The sequence below is a fragment of the Flavobacterium sp. PLA-DH12 genome (genome assembly GCF_059511845.1).
The window spans coordinates 1-21,335 of the sequence record NZ_JCAMPD010000003.1 but is presented as its reverse complement, the minus strand read 5'-3'; the positions used below and the strand labels follow the sequence as shown (position 1 = coordinate 21,335).

At 33.4% G+C, this 21,335-nt stretch carries 19 protein-coding genes and 1 rRNA gene; 13 read left to right on the top strand and 7 right to left on the bottom strand.

What is annotated here, in order from left to right; translation table 11 throughout:
• Positions 1-43: 43 nt before the first annotated feature.
• The 10 genes from dnaA to scpA all read left to right on the top strand — a co-directional run bounded on the left by dnaA (position 44) and on the right by scpA (position 10,389).
• A complete protein-coding gene (dnaA, locus tag AC5ZCW_RS06405) occupies positions 44-1,471 on the top strand; it encodes a chromosomal replication initiator protein DnaA (protein WP_095931847.1) in 1,428 nt (475 codons plus the stop codon).
• Between the two features lie 8 nt (positions 1,472-1,479).
• Positions 1,480-1,947: a low molecular weight protein-tyrosine-phosphatase gene (locus AC5ZCW_RS06400; protein ID WP_496118592.1), complete on the top strand. Its 468-nt coding sequence runs from the start codon at positions 1,480-1,482 to the stop codon at positions 1,945-1,947.
• A gap of 56 nt (positions 1,948-2,003) precedes the next feature.
• Positions 2,004-2,717: an SAM-dependent methyltransferase gene (locus tag AC5ZCW_RS06395; RefSeq protein ID WP_496118590.1), complete on the top strand. Its 714-nt coding sequence runs from the start codon at positions 2,004-2,006 to the stop codon at positions 2,715-2,717.
• Positions 2,718-2,740: 23 nt separating this feature from the next.
• The gene (locus AC5ZCW_RS06390; protein WP_343541178.1) at positions 2,741-3,193 is read left to right on the top strand and encodes an energy transducer TonB; all 453 of its coding nucleotides are present in this window, start codon (positions 2,741-2,743) and stop codon (positions 3,191-3,193) included.
• Positions 3,194-3,237: 44 nt separating this feature from the next.
• The gene (locus tag AC5ZCW_RS06385) at positions 3,238-4,365 is read left to right on the top strand and encodes a methionine aminotransferase (protein WP_496118588.1); all 1,128 of its coding nucleotides are present in this window, start codon (positions 3,238-3,240) and stop codon (positions 4,363-4,365) included.
• A 76-nt stretch (positions 4,366-4,441) separates the two neighbouring features.
• A complete protein-coding gene (locus tag AC5ZCW_RS06380) occupies positions 4,442-5,323 on the top strand; it encodes an SDR family oxidoreductase (RefSeq protein WP_496118586.1) in 882 nt (293 codons plus the stop codon).
• A 380-nt stretch (positions 5,324-5,703) separates the two neighbouring features.
• On the top strand, positions 5,704-6,312 hold the full coding sequence (gene udk / locus AC5ZCW_RS06375) for a uridine kinase (RefSeq protein WP_008467967.1): 609 nt from the start codon (positions 5,704-5,706) through the stop codon (positions 6,310-6,312).
• Between the two features lie 194 nt (positions 6,313-6,506).
• A complete protein-coding gene (locus AC5ZCW_RS06370; RefSeq protein ID WP_343541175.1) occupies positions 6,507-6,839 on the top strand; it encodes an FtsB family cell division protein in 333 nt (110 codons plus the stop codon).
• A 14-nt stretch (positions 6,840-6,853) separates the two neighbouring features.
• Positions 6,854-8,218 carry a methylmalonyl-CoA mutase subunit beta gene (locus AC5ZCW_RS06365; protein WP_343541173.1) on the top strand — a complete coding sequence of 455 codons (1,365 nt, stop codon included), beginning with the start codon at positions 6,854-6,856 and terminating at the stop codon, positions 8,216-8,218.
• 44 nt (positions 8,219-8,262) lie between these two features.
• Positions 8,263-10,389 (top strand): methylmalonyl-CoA mutase, encoded by a 2,127-nt coding sequence (scpA, locus tag AC5ZCW_RS06360; protein WP_496118582.1) that lies wholly within the window; start codon positions 8,263-8,265, stop codon positions 10,387-10,389.
• Positions 10,390-10,517: 128 nt separating this feature from the next.
• Here scpA and AC5ZCW_RS06355 read toward each other — a convergent pair whose 3' ends face one another.
• The 4 genes from AC5ZCW_RS06355 to dapF form a co-directional block, all read right to left on the bottom strand.
• Positions 10,518-11,156 (bottom strand): peptidoglycan-binding protein LysM, encoded by a 639-nt coding sequence (locus AC5ZCW_RS06355; RefSeq protein ID WP_496118580.1) that lies wholly within the window; start codon positions 11,154-11,156, stop codon positions 10,518-10,520.
• Positions 11,157-11,639: 483 nt separating this feature from the next.
• Complete coding sequence (gene mltG / locus AC5ZCW_RS06350) at positions 11,640-12,680, bottom strand: endolytic transglycosylase MltG (RefSeq protein WP_496118578.1); 1,041 nt, start codon at positions 12,678-12,680, stop codon at positions 11,640-11,642.
• A 10-nt stretch (positions 12,681-12,690) separates the two neighbouring features.
• Positions 12,691-13,224, bottom strand: coding sequence for a GNAT family N-acetyltransferase (locus AC5ZCW_RS06345; protein WP_496118576.1), 534 nt, complete (start codon positions 13,222-13,224; stop codon positions 12,691-12,693).
• A gap of 84 nt (positions 13,225-13,308) precedes the next feature.
• On the bottom strand, positions 13,309-14,091 hold the full coding sequence (gene dapF, locus AC5ZCW_RS06340) for a diaminopimelate epimerase (RefSeq protein ID WP_496118574.1): 783 nt from the start codon (positions 14,089-14,091) through the stop codon (positions 13,309-13,311).
• A 161-nt stretch (positions 14,092-14,252) separates the two neighbouring features.
• Between dapF and AC5ZCW_RS06335 the strand changes: the two genes are divergently transcribed.
• Positions 14,253-15,653: a trypsin-like peptidase domain-containing protein gene (locus AC5ZCW_RS06335; protein ID WP_496118572.1), complete on the top strand. Its 1,401-nt coding sequence runs from the start codon at positions 14,253-14,255 to the stop codon at positions 15,651-15,653.
• A 200-nt stretch (positions 15,654-15,853) separates the two neighbouring features.
• Positions 15,854-17,302, top strand: coding sequence for a glyceraldehyde-3-phosphate dehydrogenase (locus tag AC5ZCW_RS06330; RefSeq protein WP_496118570.1), 1,449 nt, complete (start codon positions 15,854-15,856; stop codon positions 17,300-17,302).
• 63 nt (positions 17,303-17,365) lie between these two features.
• Here AC5ZCW_RS06330 and AC5ZCW_RS06325 read toward each other — a convergent pair whose 3' ends face one another.
• Entirely contained in the window at positions 17,366-17,824 is a 459-nt protein-coding gene (locus AC5ZCW_RS06325; protein WP_073416996.1) for an Lrp/AsnC family transcriptional regulator, read from the bottom strand.
• A 201-nt stretch (positions 17,825-18,025) separates the two neighbouring features.
• Between AC5ZCW_RS06325 and ald the strand changes: the two genes are divergently transcribed.
• Positions 18,026-19,144, top strand: a complete 1,119-nt coding sequence (gene ald, locus AC5ZCW_RS06320) for an alanine dehydrogenase (RefSeq protein WP_496118568.1) — start codon at positions 18,026-18,028, stop codon at positions 19,142-19,144.
• A gap of 124 nt (positions 19,145-19,268) precedes the next feature.
• On the opposite strand, the gene pafA is transcribed toward ald, so the two are convergent.
• Positions 19,269-20,888 (bottom strand): alkaline phosphatase PafA, encoded by a 1,620-nt coding sequence (gene pafA, locus AC5ZCW_RS06315; RefSeq protein WP_343541158.1) that lies wholly within the window; start codon positions 20,886-20,888, stop codon positions 19,269-19,271.
• 338 nt (positions 20,889-21,226) lie between these two features.
• Positions 21,227-21,335 (bottom strand): 5S ribosomal RNA (rrf, locus tag AC5ZCW_RS06310).

Genomic DNA, 21,335 nt, shown 5'->3' with positions numbered 1-21,335 from the left:
TTAGGAGAATCTTTATAACAATAATAAAAATTTATCTGAATCTATGACTAAAACTGCTCAATCGGTATGGGAAAACTGTTTGTCCTTTATAAAGGATAATATTCAAGACCAAGCATATAAAACTTGGTTCGAACCAATCAAATCAGTTGAGCTAACCGATAACGCATTATACATTCAGGTTCCAAGTAAATTTTTCTACGAATGGCTCGAAGAGCATTACGTAAAATTATTGAAAGTTGCGCTTACCAAAGAACTGGGAAAAAACGCAAAGTTACTCTATAAAATTAAAATGGAGAACACTTATGGCAATAAACAGCCGTTTACCGAGCAGCTCCCAAGCGCCAATAGAGTGCCAATGAAACCGCAAGAGGTTGATGCTCCGTTTAAAAACTTAAATCCTGAACTTAAAAATCCGTTTGTAATTCCTGGAATTAGAAATTTAAAAATTGAGTCTCAGTTAAATCCGAACTATAGTTTCGATAATTTCTTAGAAGGAGATTCAAACCGTTTAGCTCGTTCTGCAGGTATGGCTGTTGCTAACAAACCTGGAGGAACTTCATTTAATCCTTTGTTGATTTTTGGAGGAGTTGGTTTAGGAAAAACACACTTAGCACATGCTATAGGCGTAGAAGTAAAAGATAAGTACCCGGAAAAGACCGTTTTATATATTTCTGCCGAGATTTTCACACAACAATATATTGACTCTGTAAAAAAGAATAATCGTAATGATTTCATTCACTTTTATCAGTTAATCGATGTTTTGATTATAGATGATGTTCAGTTCTTATCAGGAAAATCAGGAACACAAGATGTATTCTTCCATATTTTCAACTATTTACACCAAAACGGAAAACAAGTAATCTTAACTTCAGATAAAGCTCCTGTTGACATGCAGGACATCGAACAAAGATTATTGTCTCGTTTTAAATGGGGATTATCTGCAGAATTGCATCAGCCTGATTACGAAACTCGTATCTCCATCTTAAAAAACATTTTATACCGTGATGGTGTAGAAATGCCAGAAGATATTCTAGAATATGTTGCTCGAAACATTAAATCAAATGTTAGAGAACTTGAAGGTGCTATTATTTCGTTAATCGCTCAATCTTCTTTCAATAAAAAAGAAGTTACGATTGAATTGGCTAAAAGCGTTGTAGAGAAATTTGTTAAAAACGTAAAGAGAGAAATCTCAATCGATTATATTCAAAAAATCGTTTCAGACTATTTCCAATTAGATATTGAAACACTTCAATCTAAAACCAGAAAGAGGCACGTTGTACAAGCAAGACAACTAGCGATGTTCTTTGCTAAAAAATTCACTAAAGCTTCTCTTGCTAATATTGGTTCACAAATTGGAGACCGCGACCACGCAACTGTTCTTCACGCTTGTAAAACAGTTGACAATTTAGTTTCTACAGACAAACAATTTAAAAAGTTTGTCGAAGACATCAATAAAAAACTAACGCTTTAAGACTTACCATGCCTGTAAAAATCTTAATGGTTTGTTTAGGGAACATCTGCAGATCTCCTTTAGCAGAAGGGATTTTAGCCTCTAAATTACCTCAAGATAAATTTTTAGTTGATTCTGCAGGAACAGGTTCTTGGCATGTTGGACACTGTCCTGACAAACGTTCTATAGAAGTGGCTAAAAAAAACGGAATCAACATTAGCGCGCAAAAAGGGAGACAAATTCAAGTTTCTGATTTTGATAAATTTGATTATATCTATGTAATGGATAATTCGAATTTTCGCGATGTCATTCATTTAGCTAAAACTCCTGAGCATAAAAATAAAGTTCGTTTAATTTTAAACGATTTATTCCCAGACGAAAACGTCGATGTACCAGATCCATATTACGGCTCCGCAAACGGTTTTGACAACGTTTACCAAATGCTGGACGAAGTAACTGATTTAATTGCTGATCAGCTTCTAAAAAAACACTCCTAATTCAATTGTTTCTAAAAAAAGAGATAATTGAATTTTTTAATTTTAAACAAAAGCACATGAAATCTTTCGGAAAATTATATCTAATTCCAACAACAATGGGCGAAAGCGATCCAATGGATGTTTTACCTCAAACTGTTAGAAGAACGATAGAAGTTATCGACCATTATATTGTTGAAAACGACAAAACTGCCAGAAAATCTATAAAAGCAGTGTATCCAGAAAAAAAACAATCTGAACTGGTTCTTTTTACTTTAAACAAAAGAACAGAAACCAGCGAACATAATGATTTCATTAAACCTTTATTAGAAGGAAAAAACATGGGATTAATGAGTGAAGCTGGCTGTCCAGGAGTTGCTGATCCCGGTGCTGCAATTGTAAAGTTGGCTCACGAAAAAGGAATTCAAGTTGTACCTTTAGTTGGTCCTTCTTCTATCCTATTGGCGATGATGGCTTCAGGAATGAACGGACAAAGTTTTACTTTCAACGGATATCTACCAATTGATAAAGACGAGAAAAAATCGGCAATTCGTCATTTTGAGAAATTATCTTACGATAAAAATCAATCGCAACTATTTATTGAAACTCCTTATAGAAACAACAAACTGATTGAAGATCTTTTGCAGATTTTAAGTCCTGCAACTCATCTTTGTATTGCGGCAGATATTACTTTGCCAACAGAATTCATCAAAACATTGAAAATTGCCGATTGGAAAAAGTTAAAAGTTGACTTAGACAAACGTCCAGCGATTTTTATTATTCATAAAATGTAGGCCCACATTTAAATCTCGTTATCATGAAAAAGTTTTTATTTCTGATTTTATTCTGTTTTGCACAAAATATATTTTCTCAACACAAAGAACTTAAGAAATCCGCAGATGATTTACGAGACAATCTAAAAAATTACAAAGAGGAAGAAATAATTCTTGATGAAAATCATATTTATAATACTGCTGGATTAGAAATTCTTCCAAGCTTTCCTGGAGGCAGAGTAAAATTTAATCATTTTATAGATGACAATTATAAAAAGTCAAACAAAAGACCAACTCTTCAAGGAAAAGTCTTTGCAACTTTTGTAATTGAAAAAGATGGCTCACTAAGCGATATAAAAATAATGAGAGATATTGGATCTTGGTCAGGAGATGAACTTATACGTGTTCTAAAATTATCTCCTAAATGGAAAGCCGGAAAACAAAATGGAAAAGAAGTCAGAACTTTATATTCAATTGTGGTACCAGTACAAATTTAAAGCGTACTATTATTCAAAGTTCTCCCTTAATCAAACTTCACACTATGAGCAAACTCCCAAACGTAACCACAAGCATTTTCACGGTAATGTCAAAAATGGCAACCGAATACAATGCTATAAATCTTTCGCAAGGATTTCCAAATTTTCCTGTAGATGAAAGATTGACAGATATTGTTTCCCGATTAGCAAAGGAAAATGTTCACCAATATACTCCAATGGCAGGTTATCCGACGTTGATGAACAAAATTGCAAAATTAACTCAGGATTCTTATAATAGAACAATAAATCCAGATACAGAACTTTTGGTTACGGCTGGAGCAACTCAGGGAATTTTCACTACAATTTTAGCTTTAGTAAAAGAAAATGACGAAGTAATTATTCTCGATCCAAGTTACGATTCTTATGAATCTCCTGTTTTACTCTGCAAAGCAAAACCTATTCGAGTAGCGCTGAATGACGATTACACACCAAATTGGGAAAGAATTGAAAAAGCGTGTTCTGCTAAAACCAGAATGATGATTATCAATAATCCGCATAATCCGACGGGAAAAATTTTAACAGAAGATGATTTTGTAGAGTTAAAAAATCTTCTTGAAAAATATCCAGACATTATCATTTTGTCTGACGAAGTTTACGAATACATCACTTTCGAAGAAAAACATATTTCGGCGCATACAAAAGATTTTCTTTTAGATCGCTGTGTTATGGTTTCTTCTTTTGGAAAATCTTTTCATATAACAGGCTGGAAAATTGGGTATACTATTGCTCCTAAACATTTAATGAAAGAAATTAAAAAGGTTCACCAGTTTTTGGTTTTCAGCGTAAACAGTATTTCTCAGTTTGCAATTAGCGAATATTTAGATGTTGTCGATGTGAATCTTCTTGGAAAATTCTATCAGGAAAAAAGAGATTATTTTCAGAAACTGCTTCAAAATAGCCGTTTTGAATTAAAACCTTGCGAGGGAACTTATTTTCAAGTTGCTTCTTATGCTAATATTTCAAATGAAGATGATGTCACTTTCTGTAAAAATCTAATCATCGATCATGGTGTTGCTGCAATACCAATTTCAACCTTCTATTCAGATCATAAAGATCAAAAATTAATTCGTTTTTGTTTTGCCAAAGATGACTTTACGCTTGAATCTGCAACAAAAAAATTATGTGATATATAAAATTTATTGAAATTTTATAACATTATTATGCATGCATCCTATTTTATTTAACTAATATTGTAAAAAAAAGAAAAGTATGAGCTACACAGATAAAATGTTACGTGATGATGCTTTACAAGGCAAAGTCATCGTCGTTACAGGCGGCGGAAGCGGTTTAGGTAAAGCTATGACTAAATATTTTCTCGAATTAGGAGCTCAAGTAGCCATAACTTCTAGAGATTTAGAAAAGTTAAAAACTACAGCTGCCGAATTAGAAAGTCAGACTGGAGGCAAATGTCTTCCTCTTCAATGTGATGTTCGTCATTACGAAGAAGTAGAGAACATGCTTCAAGAGACTTTAAAGGTTTTCGGAAAAGTAGATGTTCTTTTAAACAATGCAGCAGGAAATTTCATTTCTCCAACAGAAAGATTATCGGCAAATGCATTTGACACTGTGATAGATATCGTACTTAAAGGTTCTAAAAACTGTACATTGGCTTTTGGAAAACACTGGATCGACACGAAACAAACTTCGGCTACGATTTTAAATATAGTAACTACTTACGCTTGGACAGGATCTGCTTATGTTGTTCCTAGTGCTACGGCAAAAGCGGGAGTTTTGGCAATGACAAGAAGTCTTGCTGTAGAATGGGCAAAATATGGAATTCGTTCTAACGCGATTGCACCGGGACCATTTCCAACAAAAGGAGCTTGGGACAGATTATTACCAGGAGATCTTTCAGAAAAGTTTGACATGGCTAAAAAAGTGCCATTAAAAAGAGTTGGAGACCACCAAGAATTAGCAAATTTAGCTGCTTATTTAGTTTCCGATTTCTCTTCATACATTAACGGAGATGTAATCACAATTGATGGAGGCGAATGGTTAAAAGGCGCTGGACAGTTCAATTTATTAGAAGCAATTCCAGAAGAACTTTGGGAGCAGCTTGAAATGATGATAAAAGCAAAAAAGAATAAATAATTACAAGTGCTTACTAAATTCAGAATATTTTTTTTTAAACTATACTGATTGCACGAAATCCCGAAGGTTTACTTTCGGGATTTTTTTTTATTTTTCACCATATAAGTTCATATAAGAGATTATAAGTCTAGTGGGGATTTTTTAAAGTTCTTTAAGTCAAAAAAGAACTATTTATATTTACTTATATTGCTTAAATGATTTAAAACAAATAATTCGGTCTTTTATCAATATAACGGCAATAATTTCAGTTAAGTAACATTTTGCTTAAACATTTTCTAAGTAAATTTTACTTACGTTACTTATGTGTTTAAAATCATAATATTTTAATACAATTCAGTTAAATTATTATTTTTGCCAAACAAATATCAAACAAAAATTTTATGCTCATTATCGGACTTGCAGGAGGAACAGGAAGTGGAAAAACTACAGTAGTGCACCAAATTATGAATGAATTACCAGACACAGAAGTTGGGGTAATTTCTCAGGATTCATACTACAAACAAACCGATAATTTATCGTTTGACGAAAGAGCATTGATCAATTTTGATCACCCGCGTGCAATTGATTTCGAATTATTGGTAAAACATTTAAAAGCTCTTAAAGCTGGAGAAACAATCGATCAGCCAGTGTATTCTTTTATTCAGCACAACAGAACAGACGATACCGTTTCTACTCATCCAAGAAAAGTGATGATTGTGGAAGGAATCTTAATTTTGACTAATCCAGAATTACGTGATATGTTTGATATTAAAATCTTCGTTCATGCAGATTCTGACGAAAGATTAATTCGTCGTCTAAAAAGAGATATTTCAGAACGCGGACGTGATATTGACGAAGTTTTAAACCGTTACCAAACGACTTTAAAACCTATGCACGAGCAATTTATAGAACCATCTAAGGCTTTTGCAGACATTATTATTCCGAATGATAAATACAACACGGTAGCAATAGATGTAGTTCGCGCTGTAATTAATCAGAGAATTTCATAATTTTTATCGTAAATTTAAACCATAATAATTAGGAGCTTATTACCGCCTTTATCTTTTTATGGCCTCATTAAAGAAACGAGACCATAAAAAGAATACCGGCTCAAACGGAGTTCACTGAACACAAATAAAAAACAATGTCTCGGCGAAGTAATCGGGGCTAGAAATAACAAATTCAAAAGAAATATTCGTTTAAAATGAAATTTAAAAATCCATACAAAGACAAAAGATGGTTCAAGTACCTAGGCAACAAATATGTTTGGGTTTTGCTGTTTTTTATTGTTTGGATGTTATTTTTAGACAATTACTCTTATTTTGACCATCGTTTTTTAGATGAGCAAATTCATGAACTTGAGGATAATAAAAAATATTATCAGGAAGAAATCAGAAAAGATCAGGAGCAGATTAAACTGCTCAAAAATCCAGAACAAATTGAGAAATATGCACGCGAAAAGTATTTTATGAAAAAAGACAGCGAGGATATTTACATCATTCAATTTGAAGGAGACACGATTCAAGACAAAGAATAATCAAACAAAACAAAATGGCCACTACCCTATTCGACGATTTTAATCCGATTTCATCCAAACAATGGAAACAAAAAATTCAGTTTGAATTAGATGGAGCCGATTACAATCAAACTGTTATTTGGAATTCACCAGAAGATATTCAGGTAAAACCTTTTTATCATATAGATGAATTTACAAAAGCAGCCAATGTAAATACTCAAGCCTCAAATTTTAAAATCTGCCAAAATATCTTTGTTTTCGATGTAGAGAAATCTATCGAACGTGCTCTAAACACTTTAGAAAGAGGTGCAGAAAGTTTACGATTTACGATCCAGAATGAAAAAACTGATGTTCAGAAATTACTAGAGAATCTTCCTTTAGAAAACAAAATCGTTTACTTTAATTTCAATTTCATCTCAATCGATTTCGTTAAAAAATTAGACACGATTTCGATACAGAAAAAAGCCATTTTCTATTGTAATTTTGATCCGATTGGAGAATTAGCACGCGAAGGAAATTGGTTTATAACTCCAGAGAAAAATAATTTTGAGACATTGTCTTTATTATTCAAAAACACGACCAATCTAAATTTGTTAAGTGTTGATCTAGGATTATATCAAAATTCAGGAGCCAATATTACACAGCAAATTGCTTACAGCTTAGCGCACGCAAATGAATATTTAAACCGCTTTTCTGCCGAAACAAAATCAGTTGTTTTTCAGATTTCAGTTGGAACGAATTATTTCTTCGAAATTGCCAAACTTAGAGCACTTCGAATGCTTTTTGATTTAATTGCTAAAGAATATAATCCAGAAATAAAATGTCATTTCTTGGTAACTCCCACTAAACGAAACAAAACAATTTACGATTACAACGTAAATATGCTTCGCACCACAACCGAGTGCATGTCGGCAATTCTGGGTGGTGCAGATGCAATTGCCAATTTGCCTTATGATGCTTTATACCACAAAGACAACGAATTTGGAAATCGAATCTCTAGAAACCAGCTTTTGATCTTAAAGCACGAAAGTTATTTTGACAAAGTAAACAATCCAGCTGACGGAAGTTATTATATTGAAAGTTTAACGATGCAACTGGCTGAGAAAAGTTTAGCCTTATTTAAAGAAATTGAAGCCAACGGAGGTTTCTTGAAACTTTTAAACGATGGTACAATCAAAAAGAAGATTCAAGAAAGCGCCAATAAAGAACAGGAATTATTCGATTCTAAGAAAGAAATTCTTTTAGGAACAAATAAATATCCAAATAAAGAAGACAGAATGAAACAGGATTTAGAATTATTTCCTTTTGTAAAAATCAAACCAAGAAAAACATTAATTACACCAATTATCGAAAAAAGATTGGCAGAGAAAATGGAGCAAGAAAGACTGGAATTGGAATAATCTCAGAAAAAGTAATTAATTACAAATTCAAACAAAGCGTCTCAATGACAAGAAAAGACCTTAAACATATAAAGCTAGAAGTTAAAAGTCAGGAACCAGAAGTTAATTCTAATTCTGACAACTTCATTACAGCCGAAGGAATCGAAATCAAAAAAAACTATTCGGAGAAAGATATAGAAGATTTAGAATTTCTTGAGTTCGGAGCTGGTTTTGCACCCAATTTGCGCGGACCATACGCTACAATGTATGTAAGACGTCCGTGGACGATTCGCCAATATGCGGGATTTTCTACCGCAGAAGAAAGTAATGCTTTTTATAGAAAAAATTTAGCCGCAGGTCAAAAAGGACTTTCTATTGCGTTTGATTTACCAACGCATCGCGGTTACGATTCTGATCATGACAGAGTTGTTGGTGATGTTGGAAAAGCTGGAGTTGCGATTGATTCTGTTGAAGACATGAAAGTGCTTTTCGATCAGATTCCGTTAGATGAAATGTCGGTTTCGATGACCATGAATGGAGCCGTTTTACCAATTATGGCTTTTTATATTGTTGCTGCCGAAGAACAAGGCGTTAGTCCAGAAAAATTAGCAGGAACAATTCAAAACGATATTTTAAAGGAGTTTATGGTTAGAAATACTTATATCTACCCTCCAACTCCTTCGATGAAAATTATTGCTGATATTTTTGAGTTTACGAGCAAGAAAATGCCAAAATTCAATTCTATTTCTATTTCTGGTTATCACATGCAAGAAGCTGGAGCAACTGCAGATATTGAATTGGCTTATACTTTGGCAGATGGTTTAGAATACATCAGAACTGGATTATCTACAGGAATGACCATTGACGATTTTGCTCCAAGATTATCTTTCTTTTGGGCAATTGGCATGAATCATTTTATGGAAATTGCCAAAATGAGAGCTGGACGTATGATTTGGGCAAAACTATTACAACAGTTTAATCCGAAAAGCGAAAAATCTTTAGCTTTAAGAACACATTGCCAAACTAGCGGATGGAGTTTAACAGAACAAGATCCGTTTAATAATGTTGCCAGAACTTGTATTGAAGCTGCAGCGGCAGTTTTTGGAGGAACACAATCTTTACATACCAATGCTTTAGATGAAGCTATTGCGCTTCCAACAGATTTCTCCGCACGAATTGCTCGAAATACTCAAATATTTCTTCAAGAAGAAACCAAAATAACCAAAACAGTAGACCCTTGGGCTGGTAGTTATTATGTTGAAAGTCTGACGAACGACATTGTTGAAAAAACGTGGAAGTTAATTGAAGAAGTTGAGGAATTAGGCGGAATGACCAAAGCAATTGAGGCTGGAATTCCAAAACTCCGAATTGAAGAGGCTGCCGCAAGAAAGCAAGCAAGAATTGACAGCGGACAAGATATTATTGTTGGTGTAAATAAATACCGTTTAGAAAAAGAAGATCCGTTGGATATTTTGGATGTAGATAATCAATTGGTTCGCAAACAGCAAATTGAACGTCTCGAAGAAATAAAACAAACGAGAGATTCTGAAAAAGTAAATAAGTCACTAGAAAAATTAATCCTTTGTGCACAAACCGGGCAAGGCAACTTACTAGAAATTGCAATTGAAGCTGCAAGAAACAGAGCAACATTAGGCGAAATCAGTAATGCCTTAGAAACAGTTTTTGGCCGTTTTAAAGCACAAATTAAATCTTTTAGCGGAGTGTATAGTGCAGCAATAAAAAATGACGAGAATTTTGAGCGAGCAAAACAACTTGCAGATGTTTTTGCTAAACAAGAAGGTAGACGTCCTAGAATTATGATTGCAAAAATGGGACAAGACGGTCACGATAGAGGTGCAAAAGTGGTTGCAACAGGTTATGCCGATGTTGGTTTTGATGTTGATATAGGTCCGTTATTTCAAACTCCTTCGGAAGCAGCAAAACAAGCTGTAGAGAATGACGTTCATATCTTGGGGGTTTCATCACTTGCTGCTGGACACAAAACATTAGTTCCGCAAGTAATAGAGGAACTAAAAAAACATGGACGCGAAGATATTATGGTAATTGTGGGCGGTGTTATTCCGTCTCAGGACTATCAATTCTTATTTGATGCTGGAGCATCGGCTGTTTTTGGTCCAGGAACTAAAATAAGTGAAGCCGCTATAAAAATCCTAGAAGCTTTAATAGATTAAGTTTTTAGTCTCAGCCTAGTTTTTCAGTTATTAATAATGTGGGGAAAGATTAAGATTTACGACTCATGAAAGAGAATAAAAAATAGAAAAAGAGGTTGTTTCACAAATGCGAAACAACCTCTTTTCATTTAGTCGTTTACTGTTGCGTTACTGTCCGCTTCTATAAAAGAAAGATCGTAACCTGCAAAATCTCTCATATAGCTTTTCAAAGAAGTCCCGAAAGCATCTCTAAAATGTCTGCTTCCTTTGTTTTTGAAAAAATTCTTTACAGAACCTGCACCACCTAAATGCGCTGCAGCTAAAATTCCAGATTCGGTAATTTCAATACCGCTGATGATTTTGCCTTGATACTTTTCGATTTCGTAACGTAAAATCCATTTGTTTTTGGCTAACAAAGCCATAAAAGCTTTTTCTTGCAGAGCTGGATCTTTTAAAAAGGCTTTATTATCATTAATTCCGATTGCTCTTAAAGCTTTAGAACCAAATTGATATTTACCCATATAACCAAGAGTGTTTACAAGTCTGTACTGCCCTTGTGATTCTTTAAAAGCTACTGCTTCTTTAAATCCTATCAGATGATTTCCCGTGTATGGGACATTGGTGTTTGGATAATCATCCTTTTCTTTTGATGGAAAAATGTATTCTGATCCATCTGTTTTTTCAATAAAAAAGCAAGGTTTGGTTTCATGGTTAGAGGGAATAAATCCCAAACTTAAAAATGTAATAATAACGACTAAACTCGCATAAAAATACCATTTCTTTATCATAAATTGTTTTTCTTCAAGACGCTGTCACCCTCTTGAAATTTCTACGCTGCAAAGATAAGTCTTTTCAAAATATACTATAAATCAACGATTTAACATTTATCATTTAAAAACTCGATTCGCTTTCATCCCAGATATACTAATGGATTCCGAAAGATTTGAAGTCTCTTTTTTCTCTTCTAAAAATTGAAATTTTGGGTCAAAAAAAATCGCATTTTATAGAAATTTTAAGCAATTTTTACAAAAAAGAAAGAATTAACTTACGTAAAATATATGATTTTTCTGCAAATTTTGAAAAAGTGGTTTTCGAATTTTATAAAATTTATCATTAAAAAATGGTTATTTTTTTATTATGACAAATCGAAAAATACACAAAATAGCAATTTCATAATTTTTAAATTTCAAAGACTTTTTTGCATCAGAAAAAAACAAAAAAACCGAAGCAAAATTGGCTTCGGTTTTCTAATATTATTTACACAAATCAGATTATCTTGTTACTCCCTGACTTGCGATCCAATCTGAATATTTTTTTGCATTTACGTTATGTTCTGCTAGTGTTGCAGCAAATTCGTGATATCCGAAACGATCTACACTTGCACAGAAATAGATATAATCGTTCTTTTCTGGATTTAAAACTGCTTCTAAAGCCGTAATATCTGGCATTGCGATTGGTCCAGGAGGAAGTCCTTTGTTTACGTAAGTATTATATGGAGATCTCATAACTAAATCATTATAAAAAACTCTTTTTATTACTTGGTCAAAATCATTATCTCTTAATTTTAAAGCATAAATTACAGTTGGGTCTGCTTGTAATGGCATTTCTAAACGCAAACGGTTTAAATAAACACCAGCAATACGAGGTCTTTCGTCTTTTTTAACCGACTCTTTATGTACAATTGATGCTAAAATTGTTGCTTGAACTGGAGTTAATCCTTGCGCTTTAGCTTTAGCAATTCTATCCGCTGTCCAGAAATTATGATATTCTTTAATCATCTTGTCACGGAACTTTTCTGCCGATGTATTCCAATAAATTTCATACGTGTTTGGAATGAACATTGCAAAGACGTTTTCTTCATTAAATCCGTTTGCAGCTAAGAAAGTAGAATCTTTTATAGCTTTCATTAATGATAAGCTGTCTGCTTCGATTTCTTTTCCGATTCTTCCAGCAAAATTTTCTAAACGTTCCTGATTATTAAAAACTAACTTAACCGGAATATTAGAACGCATAGCACGAACTAGATCGATGTTGTTCATGTCTTTCTTTAAAAGAAAACGACCCGATTTTACATTTTGCGGATAATCTCTTTTTTCAGCAACCATTTCAAAGTTGTCAAAATTCTTAACATAAGGTGCTAATATTTTCTTTACATCGGCATAACTCGCATCTGTAGGCACGTAAACATAAACTTCTTTCTCTTCAAATTTAGTATTAGAACTAAAAATTTTACTTACTAGAATAAAACCATATATCAATAAAACTGAAATAATGGCTACGGCACTTATTGTGATTATTTTCTTTAGACTCAAAGCTTAAAATTTAAATTTGTTTGTTAATTAACTGAAAAATTGCTTCATCGTGATAGTGGTTATGATACAAAATCCAGTCTTTTTTAATTCCGATTTTCTTAAAACCAAATTTAGTAAAAAGTGCAATACTCGCTACATTTTGCACACCAATATTTGCATACAATTGATGGAGATTTAAATTGTAAAAAGAATACTTAATTAAAAGCTCTAAAGCCTCAGAACCAATGTTTTTTCCCTGATTTTCTTCTTTCTGAATCACAATACCAATTCCTGCCCTATTATTTCTAGGATCAAAATCAAATAAATCAATCAATCCGATAGCAGGAAAATCTTCGTCTTGGCAGATTGCCAAACGAAGCTGTTTTGCCTCATAAATATCTTGATGGGCATTTTCTAAATATTGTTTAATCAAAAAACGGCTGTAGGGAGTTTGCGTATTGCTAACTTCCCAGATATTCTCATCATTTTCTATAGAATAAATGAACTCTAAATCTTGAGGTTCGAGTGCACGCAAATAAATCGAATCGCCTTTTAATGTTATCATTTAGATATTTCAGATTTTAGATTGTAGATTTTAAATTTTAAAATCTCTTCTGGATTTTGGTATTTAAAAATTGGTGTTTTTAAATTAAATTTCAATTATTCCTTTAAATACGAATTTTGCAGGTCCAGTTAAGAAAACATTCGTATAGCCATTATTATCTTTATCAAAAGAAACAACAAGTTTTCCGCCTTCAACATTTAAGTTTATTGATGTTTTATCTGTTTCTCCAATGGCATTCATTGCAATTGCCACTGCTGTAGCACCTGTTCCGCACGCAAGAGTTTCGTCTTCAACACCTCTTTCATACGTTCTTAAGGAAAAAGTATCGTTATCTACTTTTTTTACAAAATTGACATTGCTGCCTTTTTCGCCATACAATTCACCATAACGAATTGCAGCTCCTTTTTCTTTTACATTATAATGTTCCAAATCATCTACAATTTCAACATGATGAGGCGAACCTGTATTTAGGAAAGTATAAGAATCTTTTTTCTGAATTTCGTTTACATCAATCATTTGCAACGAAACAATTGAATCGGCATTTACTGAAGCATGATGCAATCCGTCAGTAGCAATAAAAGTTGTTTTATCATCAATTACTCCTAATTGATTGGCAAAAGCAACAAGACAGCGACCGCCATTGCCGCACATCGAACTTTGGTTTCCGTCAGAGTTGTAATACACCATTCTAAAATCGGTTTCGGTATCATTTTCTAAAAGAATTAATCCATCAGCTCCAATTCCGAAACGTCTGTCGCACAGACGTTCAATAAGTTTTACATCGTCTTTTGGGAAAAAATTTGAACGGTTATCAATCATTACAAAATCATTTCCTGTACCTTGATATTTATAAAATTCTACTTGCATTTTTTAGTTGTTAGAAATACAAAAGTACGAACTATTAATTAATGAAATGTTAATCATTGTTAAAGAGCGTTAAACCGTTTTTCCAAATAATTTTTTGAAGTAATTTTACGTTAAATAAAACATGAAACTTAAATTCTAATAACTTAATTACAAATTCTAATATGAAAAGATTTTCAGCCTTATTTTTAGTATCATTGTTAAGTGGTGCTATTACTCTTGGTGCTTACAAGTTATTATTTGAAAGCAACAATTCTTTTTTTGGCAAAGGAAATTCTGTTGTAACCCTTGCCCCTAACTCTTATGGAAAAAATGTTGGTCTAGGAGCTGAAACACTCGATTTTACCGAAGCCGCAGACAAGACTGTTCATACTGTTGTTCACGTAAAAAATGTTTCGAGAAGAACTGTAAGCAACCCAATGCTCGAATTTTTCTATGGATACGGCGGGCAACAACAGCAAGAACAAGTAGGAACTGGTTCTGGTGTAATTATCTCTGAAGACGGATACATTGTGACCAACAATCACGTAATCAAAGACGCGACAGAAATTGAAATTACTTTAAACAATAAAAAATCATACAAAGCGAAGTTAATTGGTACAGATTCTAAAATGGACATCGCTCTTTTAAAAATCAATGCCGATGAGAAACTTCCTTACACTGCTTTTGCCAATTCTGATAATGTAAAAGTTGGAGAATGGGTGTTGGCAGTTGGAAACCCGTATAATTTAACTTCAACAGTAACTGCAGGAATTGTTTCGGCGAAAGCCAGAAATTTAGACCAAAGCGGAATCCAATCTTTCATTCAAACTGATGCCGCGGTAAACCCAGGTAATAGTGGTGGAGCGTTAGTAAATGCGAGAGGTGAATTAATTGGAATTAATACCATGATTTCTTCAATGACAGGTTCTTATGTTGGATATTCTTTTGCCGTTCCTTCAAATATTGCCCGAAAAATTATCGAGGATATTATGGAATATGGAAATGTTCAAAGAGGTATTCTTGGTGTTGAAGGAGGCGAATTGAATGCCACAGCTTCTAAAGAATTAGGAGTAACAGAAACGCAAGGATTCTATATTAATAGAGTTTCTAAAAATTCTGGAGCAGAAAAAGCTGGTTTAGCAAAAGGAGATATTATTGTAAAACTGGATGATCAAAATATTGCAACTTATGCTGATTTATCAGGTTATATCAATACAAAGCGCCCAAACGATGTTGTAAAAGTAACTTATATTAAAGAAGGAAAAACCAAAACGGTTCCTGTAACTTTAAGCAAAAATGAGTTTTATAGCGCCGAATTTAAGGGAATCGAATTAGAAAACATTGATGCTACTGACAAGAAAAAATTCAGAATTGATTATGGTGTTAAAATTAAAAATATCACCAACGAGAATCTAATGCAATATCAAAATGAATTACTTGGAAATATTATCTTAAGTATTGATAATGTAAAAGCAACAAACGTTGAAACTGTTTCAAAACTTTTGAGCAAAAAAGACGAAGGACAAAGTGTACGAATTGAAATGATCAATAGAAATGGAGAGATTTTCAGAATAATTATTTAAGTCGCAGTTTTCAGTCACAGTTTTCAGTTACTAAAAACTGTAAACTGTGACTGCGACTGAAAACTTCAAAAAAGCCATCTTAAGAAAATTAAGTGGCTTTTTTATTTTCAAAAATAAATGCTAAAATAGTTTACGAAATCGATTGAAATAGATACTTTTGCGCAAAATTTTAAAATAGTGAGCATTTTATTTTTTCAATTATGAGTAACAAATCATTGTACCAAAAAGAGGTATCCTTACAAGTCGACCGAAGAAAAGCCGGCGTCGAATTAATTAAAATCATAAGCGATTTATGGTATGACAAATCAATCGAAATGGTTTTATTCAAAAATCAATTATTGGATAAAAACGTTAGCGATATTATCAATCTTCACCAATATGCTGGAGAATTTGTAGGCAAACCAATCACCATTTTTGATTCGGTTGAAATCGCAAGAGTTGTCTTATCATTAGATCTTCCGCCAGCAAAAATAGATTTAGGAAAACTTACTTATGAATATCGCCTAGAGGACGAAAAATATCCAGATGCAAGATATTTTGTTATTGATAAGCTGAAAAAAGCAAAATCTTCAAAAGAAATTCAACCAAAAGATGTTGTTTTATATGGTTTTGGAAGAATCGGACGTTTATTAGCAAGAGAGCTAATGTCTAAAACTGGAAAAGGAAATCAATTGCGCCTTAGAGCAATTGTAACACGCGATAAGAACGATGCAACGAGCTTAGAGAAACGAGCTTCTCTATTGCGATATGACTCCATTCACGGAGATTTTCAAGGATCTGTAATAGCCGATACTAAAAACAATGCCTTAATTATAAACGGAACAACTGTTCATATCATTACAGCCAATTCACCAGAAGAAATCGATTATACCGCATACAGAATAAATGATGCTTTAGTGATTGATAATACTGGAGCATTTACAACCGAAGAAGCATTAAAAAGACATTTAACTTCAAACGGAGCTAGTAAAGTTTTACTGACTGCTCCTGGAAAAGGAGTGCCAAATATTGTACATGGTGTTAATCATAACGATTTTAATCCAGACGAAGTAAATATTTTTTCGGCTGCATCTTGCACAACAAATGCTATTACTCCAATTCTAAAAGTTGTTGAAGAAACTCTTGGAGTTGTAAAAGGACACTTAGAAACGATTCATGCCTATACAAACGACCAAAATCTGGTTGATAATATGCATAGAAAATATCGTCGTGGTAGAGCCGCTGCTTTAAATATGGTAATTACTGAAACTGGCGCAGGAAGTGCTGTAGCTAAAGCTTTACCATCATTAGAAGGCAAACTAACTTCAAATGCTATTCGCGTCCCAGTTCCTAATGGATCTCTGGTCGTTTTAAATTTAGAAGTTAAGAAACCTACATCTATTACGGCAATCAATAAAATTATGAAAAAATATGCTCTAGAAGGAGAACTTGTAGAGCAGATAAAATATTCTTTAAATAACGAACTAGTTTCATCTGATATCGTTGGAACATCTGCTCCATCTATTTATGACAGCAATGCAACGATTGTTTCAAAGGATGGAAAAAATATAGTACTTTATATTTGGTACGATAACGAATATGGTTACAGCCATCAAGTAATTCGCTTAGCAAAATATATTGCCAAAGTAAGACGTTATACTTATTATTAATTCAACCAAACTAACTTTTTTTCTTAAACCATCAGGATCTTCTTGATGGTTTTTTGTTTTATTTTAAATAGGAAGAACTGTTGTGCTTTTAACCTCCGAAATCACAAAAACGGTATTTATTAGAGAAACCTCAGGAAGAATAGATAATTTTTTTTGGTGAAAATGATGATAACTTTCCATGTCTGGAATTATGATTTTCAGCATATAATCAAAGTTTCCTGAAACATAATTACATTCGACAACCTCCGGTAAATTCAAAATCGATTGGTTAAATCCTTCCGAAGTATCATAAGTCTGTTTTGTCAGGGTAACTTGACAGTAAACCGTCAAATTATTCCCAAGTTTTTTCTTGTCAAGAAGCGTCACATATTTTTCTATAATGCCATCTTTTTCAAGACGTTTCACTCGATCATGAACAGGTGTCAAAGATAAGTTTATTTTGTTTGCGATGTCTTTTAATGTGTAATGAGCGTCTTCTTGCAAAAGACGTAGTATTTTTTTGTCAATTTCATCTAAAGCCATAACGAAAACGTTTTATTAAAATTAGTTCGATTTAGTCATTTTTTCTTTTTGAATAATCAATTTCACTTCAAAACAGAATATTTTTCTGTAAAAATAAAAAATAAAATAATATTTTCTTATTTATGAAGCATTAAACCATAATTTATTCTCTATCTGTAGATTTGTAAAACAATTTCAATAAAAACAAAAAAATATAACAAAATGATAATAGGTGTTCCTAAAGAAATAAAAAATAATGAAAACAGAGTTGCCTTAACTCCTGCAGGTGTTTCTGAAATGAAAAAACACGGACATACAGTTTATGTTCAAGCTACAGCTGGTTTAGGAAGTGGTTTTGCTGATGCAGAATATGCAGAAGCTGGTGCGATTGTTTTACCAACGATTGAAGAAGTTTACGCTATTGCTGAAATGATCATTAAAGTAAAAGAACCAATTGCATCTGAATATCCATTAATCAAGAAAGATCAATTGTTATTCACCTATTTCCACTTCGCTTCTTCTGAAGAATTAACGCATGCAATGTTAGAAAAAGGAGCTGTTTGTTTAGCTTACGAAACTGTAGAAAAAACAGACAGAAGCTTACCATTATTAGTGCCAATGTCTGAAGTTGCTGGTCGTATGGCGATCCAACAAGGAGCAAAATACCTTGAAAAACCATTAAAAGGAAGAGGAATTCTTTTAGGAGGTGTTCCAGGGGTTCCACCAGCAAAAGTATTAGTTTTAGGTGGAGGAATCGTAGGAACTCAAGCTGCTAAAATGGCTGCTGGATTAGGTGCTCAAGTTACAATTATGGACTTAAGCTTACCGCGTTTACGTCAATTGGATGATATAATGCCTGCAAATGTAAATACAGAAATGTCTAACCACTACAATATCACAAGAGCAATTAAAGATGCTGACTTAATTGTTGGAGCTGTTTTAATTCCCGGAGCAAAAGCGCCCCACTTAATTACTCGTGACATGCTAAAATTAATGCGTCCAGGAACTGTTGTTGTTGACGTAGCTGTAGACCAAGGAGGATGTATCGAAACTTGCACTCCAACAACTCACGAAAACCCAACCTTTATTATTGACGATATCGTTCATTATTGTGTAGCTAATATGCCAGGAGCTGTTCCTTACACTTCTACTTTAGCTTTAACAAACGCAACTTTACCATATGCTGTGCAATTAGCAAACAAAGGATGGGAAAAAGCATGTGCAGAAAATGAAGAATTGAAAAAAGGATTAAACGTAGCTAATGGAAAAATCCTTTACAAAGGAGTTGCAGAAGCTTGGAATCTTCCTTTTAACGAAGAAATAGTATTAGCAAACGCATAGTGTTAATACTTATATAAGTGCTTACTAAGTCACTATTACAAAAGGCTTTTCTTAATTGAAAAGCCTTTTTTTATGGCATAAAAAAACCTGTCACGAAGACAGGTTTTCAAAGCTTTATATTTTATTATTTTTTACTATCCAGAACTTCAGTCATAACTTTAGCTTCTGTGCCATTTGGAAACGTTACTTTGATTTTCTGCGCTATTGTTGGAGCAATCTCTGTTATAGCTTTCTTATCGTAAGATTCTCCTTTTTTAATATGCCAACCGTAAAAAATAGCAGGTACATGTGTATCATAGCTATAAATTGTACCATGCGATGTTCCTGTTGGAGTGTATTCAATCATTCCCGGTTTATCTACAATAACTAAATCACCATTTTGTGTAACATCATATCCTTTTGCTACAAAATTAAGAGCATAATCATTTCCAGCATTAGCTAAAATTTCTTCTTCCGTATAAACCTTCTTAACCTGTGGCTGAGTAATTAAAAACTTTTTAAAAGCTTCTTTTACTTTATCAAGATCTAACTTCTTATCCTTAATAATCTGCTTATTAAAGAAAACATTAAAGTTTGAATAATTTTGAACCAAATCTACACCGAAAGTCTTAACTGAAAAATCTTGTAAACTTTTCTTAACCTCTTTCGACGGATAATTATCCACATTATATTTACGGTCTTTTAAATAAATAACATTTTCAGCACCAGCATGATCAGCTGTTAAGAAAAGTAAATAATTTCCTTTCCCAACAGTTTTGTCAAGATATGCTAAAAAATCAGCAATTGTTTGATCCAATCTCAAGTAAGTATCTTGAAGCTCCATAGATCTAGGCCCAAGTAAATGCCCAACGTAGTCTGTAGAAGAAAAACTAACAGTTAAAAAATCTGTAACATTATCTTTTCCTAACTCTTCTTTCTCAATAGCTCTTTTTGCAAACTCAGCTAATAAATCATTTCCGAAAGGAGTTGCTCTAATAATCCCAGCATCATTTTTCTCATACATTGATTTTAAATCGTATGGAAAAACTGGTGCAGCACTTCCGTATAATTTCCCTTCATAAGGATTATTATCAGGAAGACTTTCATTATAAACAGAAGCTGGTTTGTATAAATCCCAACCTTTATTGATATACTTTAAGTAGTTTTTCTCATTATTAAATTCGGTAACCCAATCAGGTAATTTCTCCCCATAAAAAGTACTAGAAATAAAAGAACCTGTTTTACTATACCAAAATGCCCAGTTCGCAAAATGTCCTGCTGGCAATATAGCCCCACGGTCTTTCAAACTTAATCCAATTACTTTACCAGTAAAATTAGTAGCCATTCTAACTTCATCAGTAATTGTAGTACTCTGAAGGTTTTTTGGAGACATTGCACCTTCTTCTGCTGTACCGTCTCCTACTGTTTTAACACCTGCATCATCAGTACAGTACATCTCTTTACCAAGTGTTCTGCTAAACCATTCGTTACCTACAATTCCGTGAGTAGCTGGAGTTGTGCCTGTGTAGATTGAAGCATGACCAGGAGCGGTATAAGTTGGCATATAATTGTAATGCATATTCTGGAAAGTAAATCCGTCATTCATTAATCTTTTAAAGCCATTTGGAGAAAAATCATCTGAAAAACGATATAAATATTCCATTTTCATTTGATCCACAACTATACCCACAACTAACTTTGGACGTTGTTGCGCACTTAAACCTGTTACAGCAAGAAGCGCTAACAATAAAATATTTTTCTTCATATTTAAAAAGTAATTTAAACACAAAAATACTCATTCAAATCCAAAAAGTCTAAAGTATCAATATTTAACCGCCAACAATTGACTATAATTTAACACTTATGGACTTTACAATTCAAATGCTTATGGCGTTTCCCTGCGGGCCGCGCTGTCCGCTATATCTTTTGCGGGGGAAGGATAATGGTGAAAGAGCTTTTAGGTGTCCCGCAAAAGGATGCCGCTTCCATCGCTAACGCGGCATACAGCCTATGACCGGCTATTGCCCTCGGCCGGCAGGCATCTTTTCCAAAACCAATATAAACAAAAAAAACCCTATCCGATCCGGATAGGGTTTTTCAAAAGAAAGGCGACGACATACTCTCCCACAATAATGCAGTACCATCTGCGCAGGCGGGCTTAACTTCTCTGTTCGGGATGGGAAGAGGTGAGCCCCGCCGCAATAACCACCTT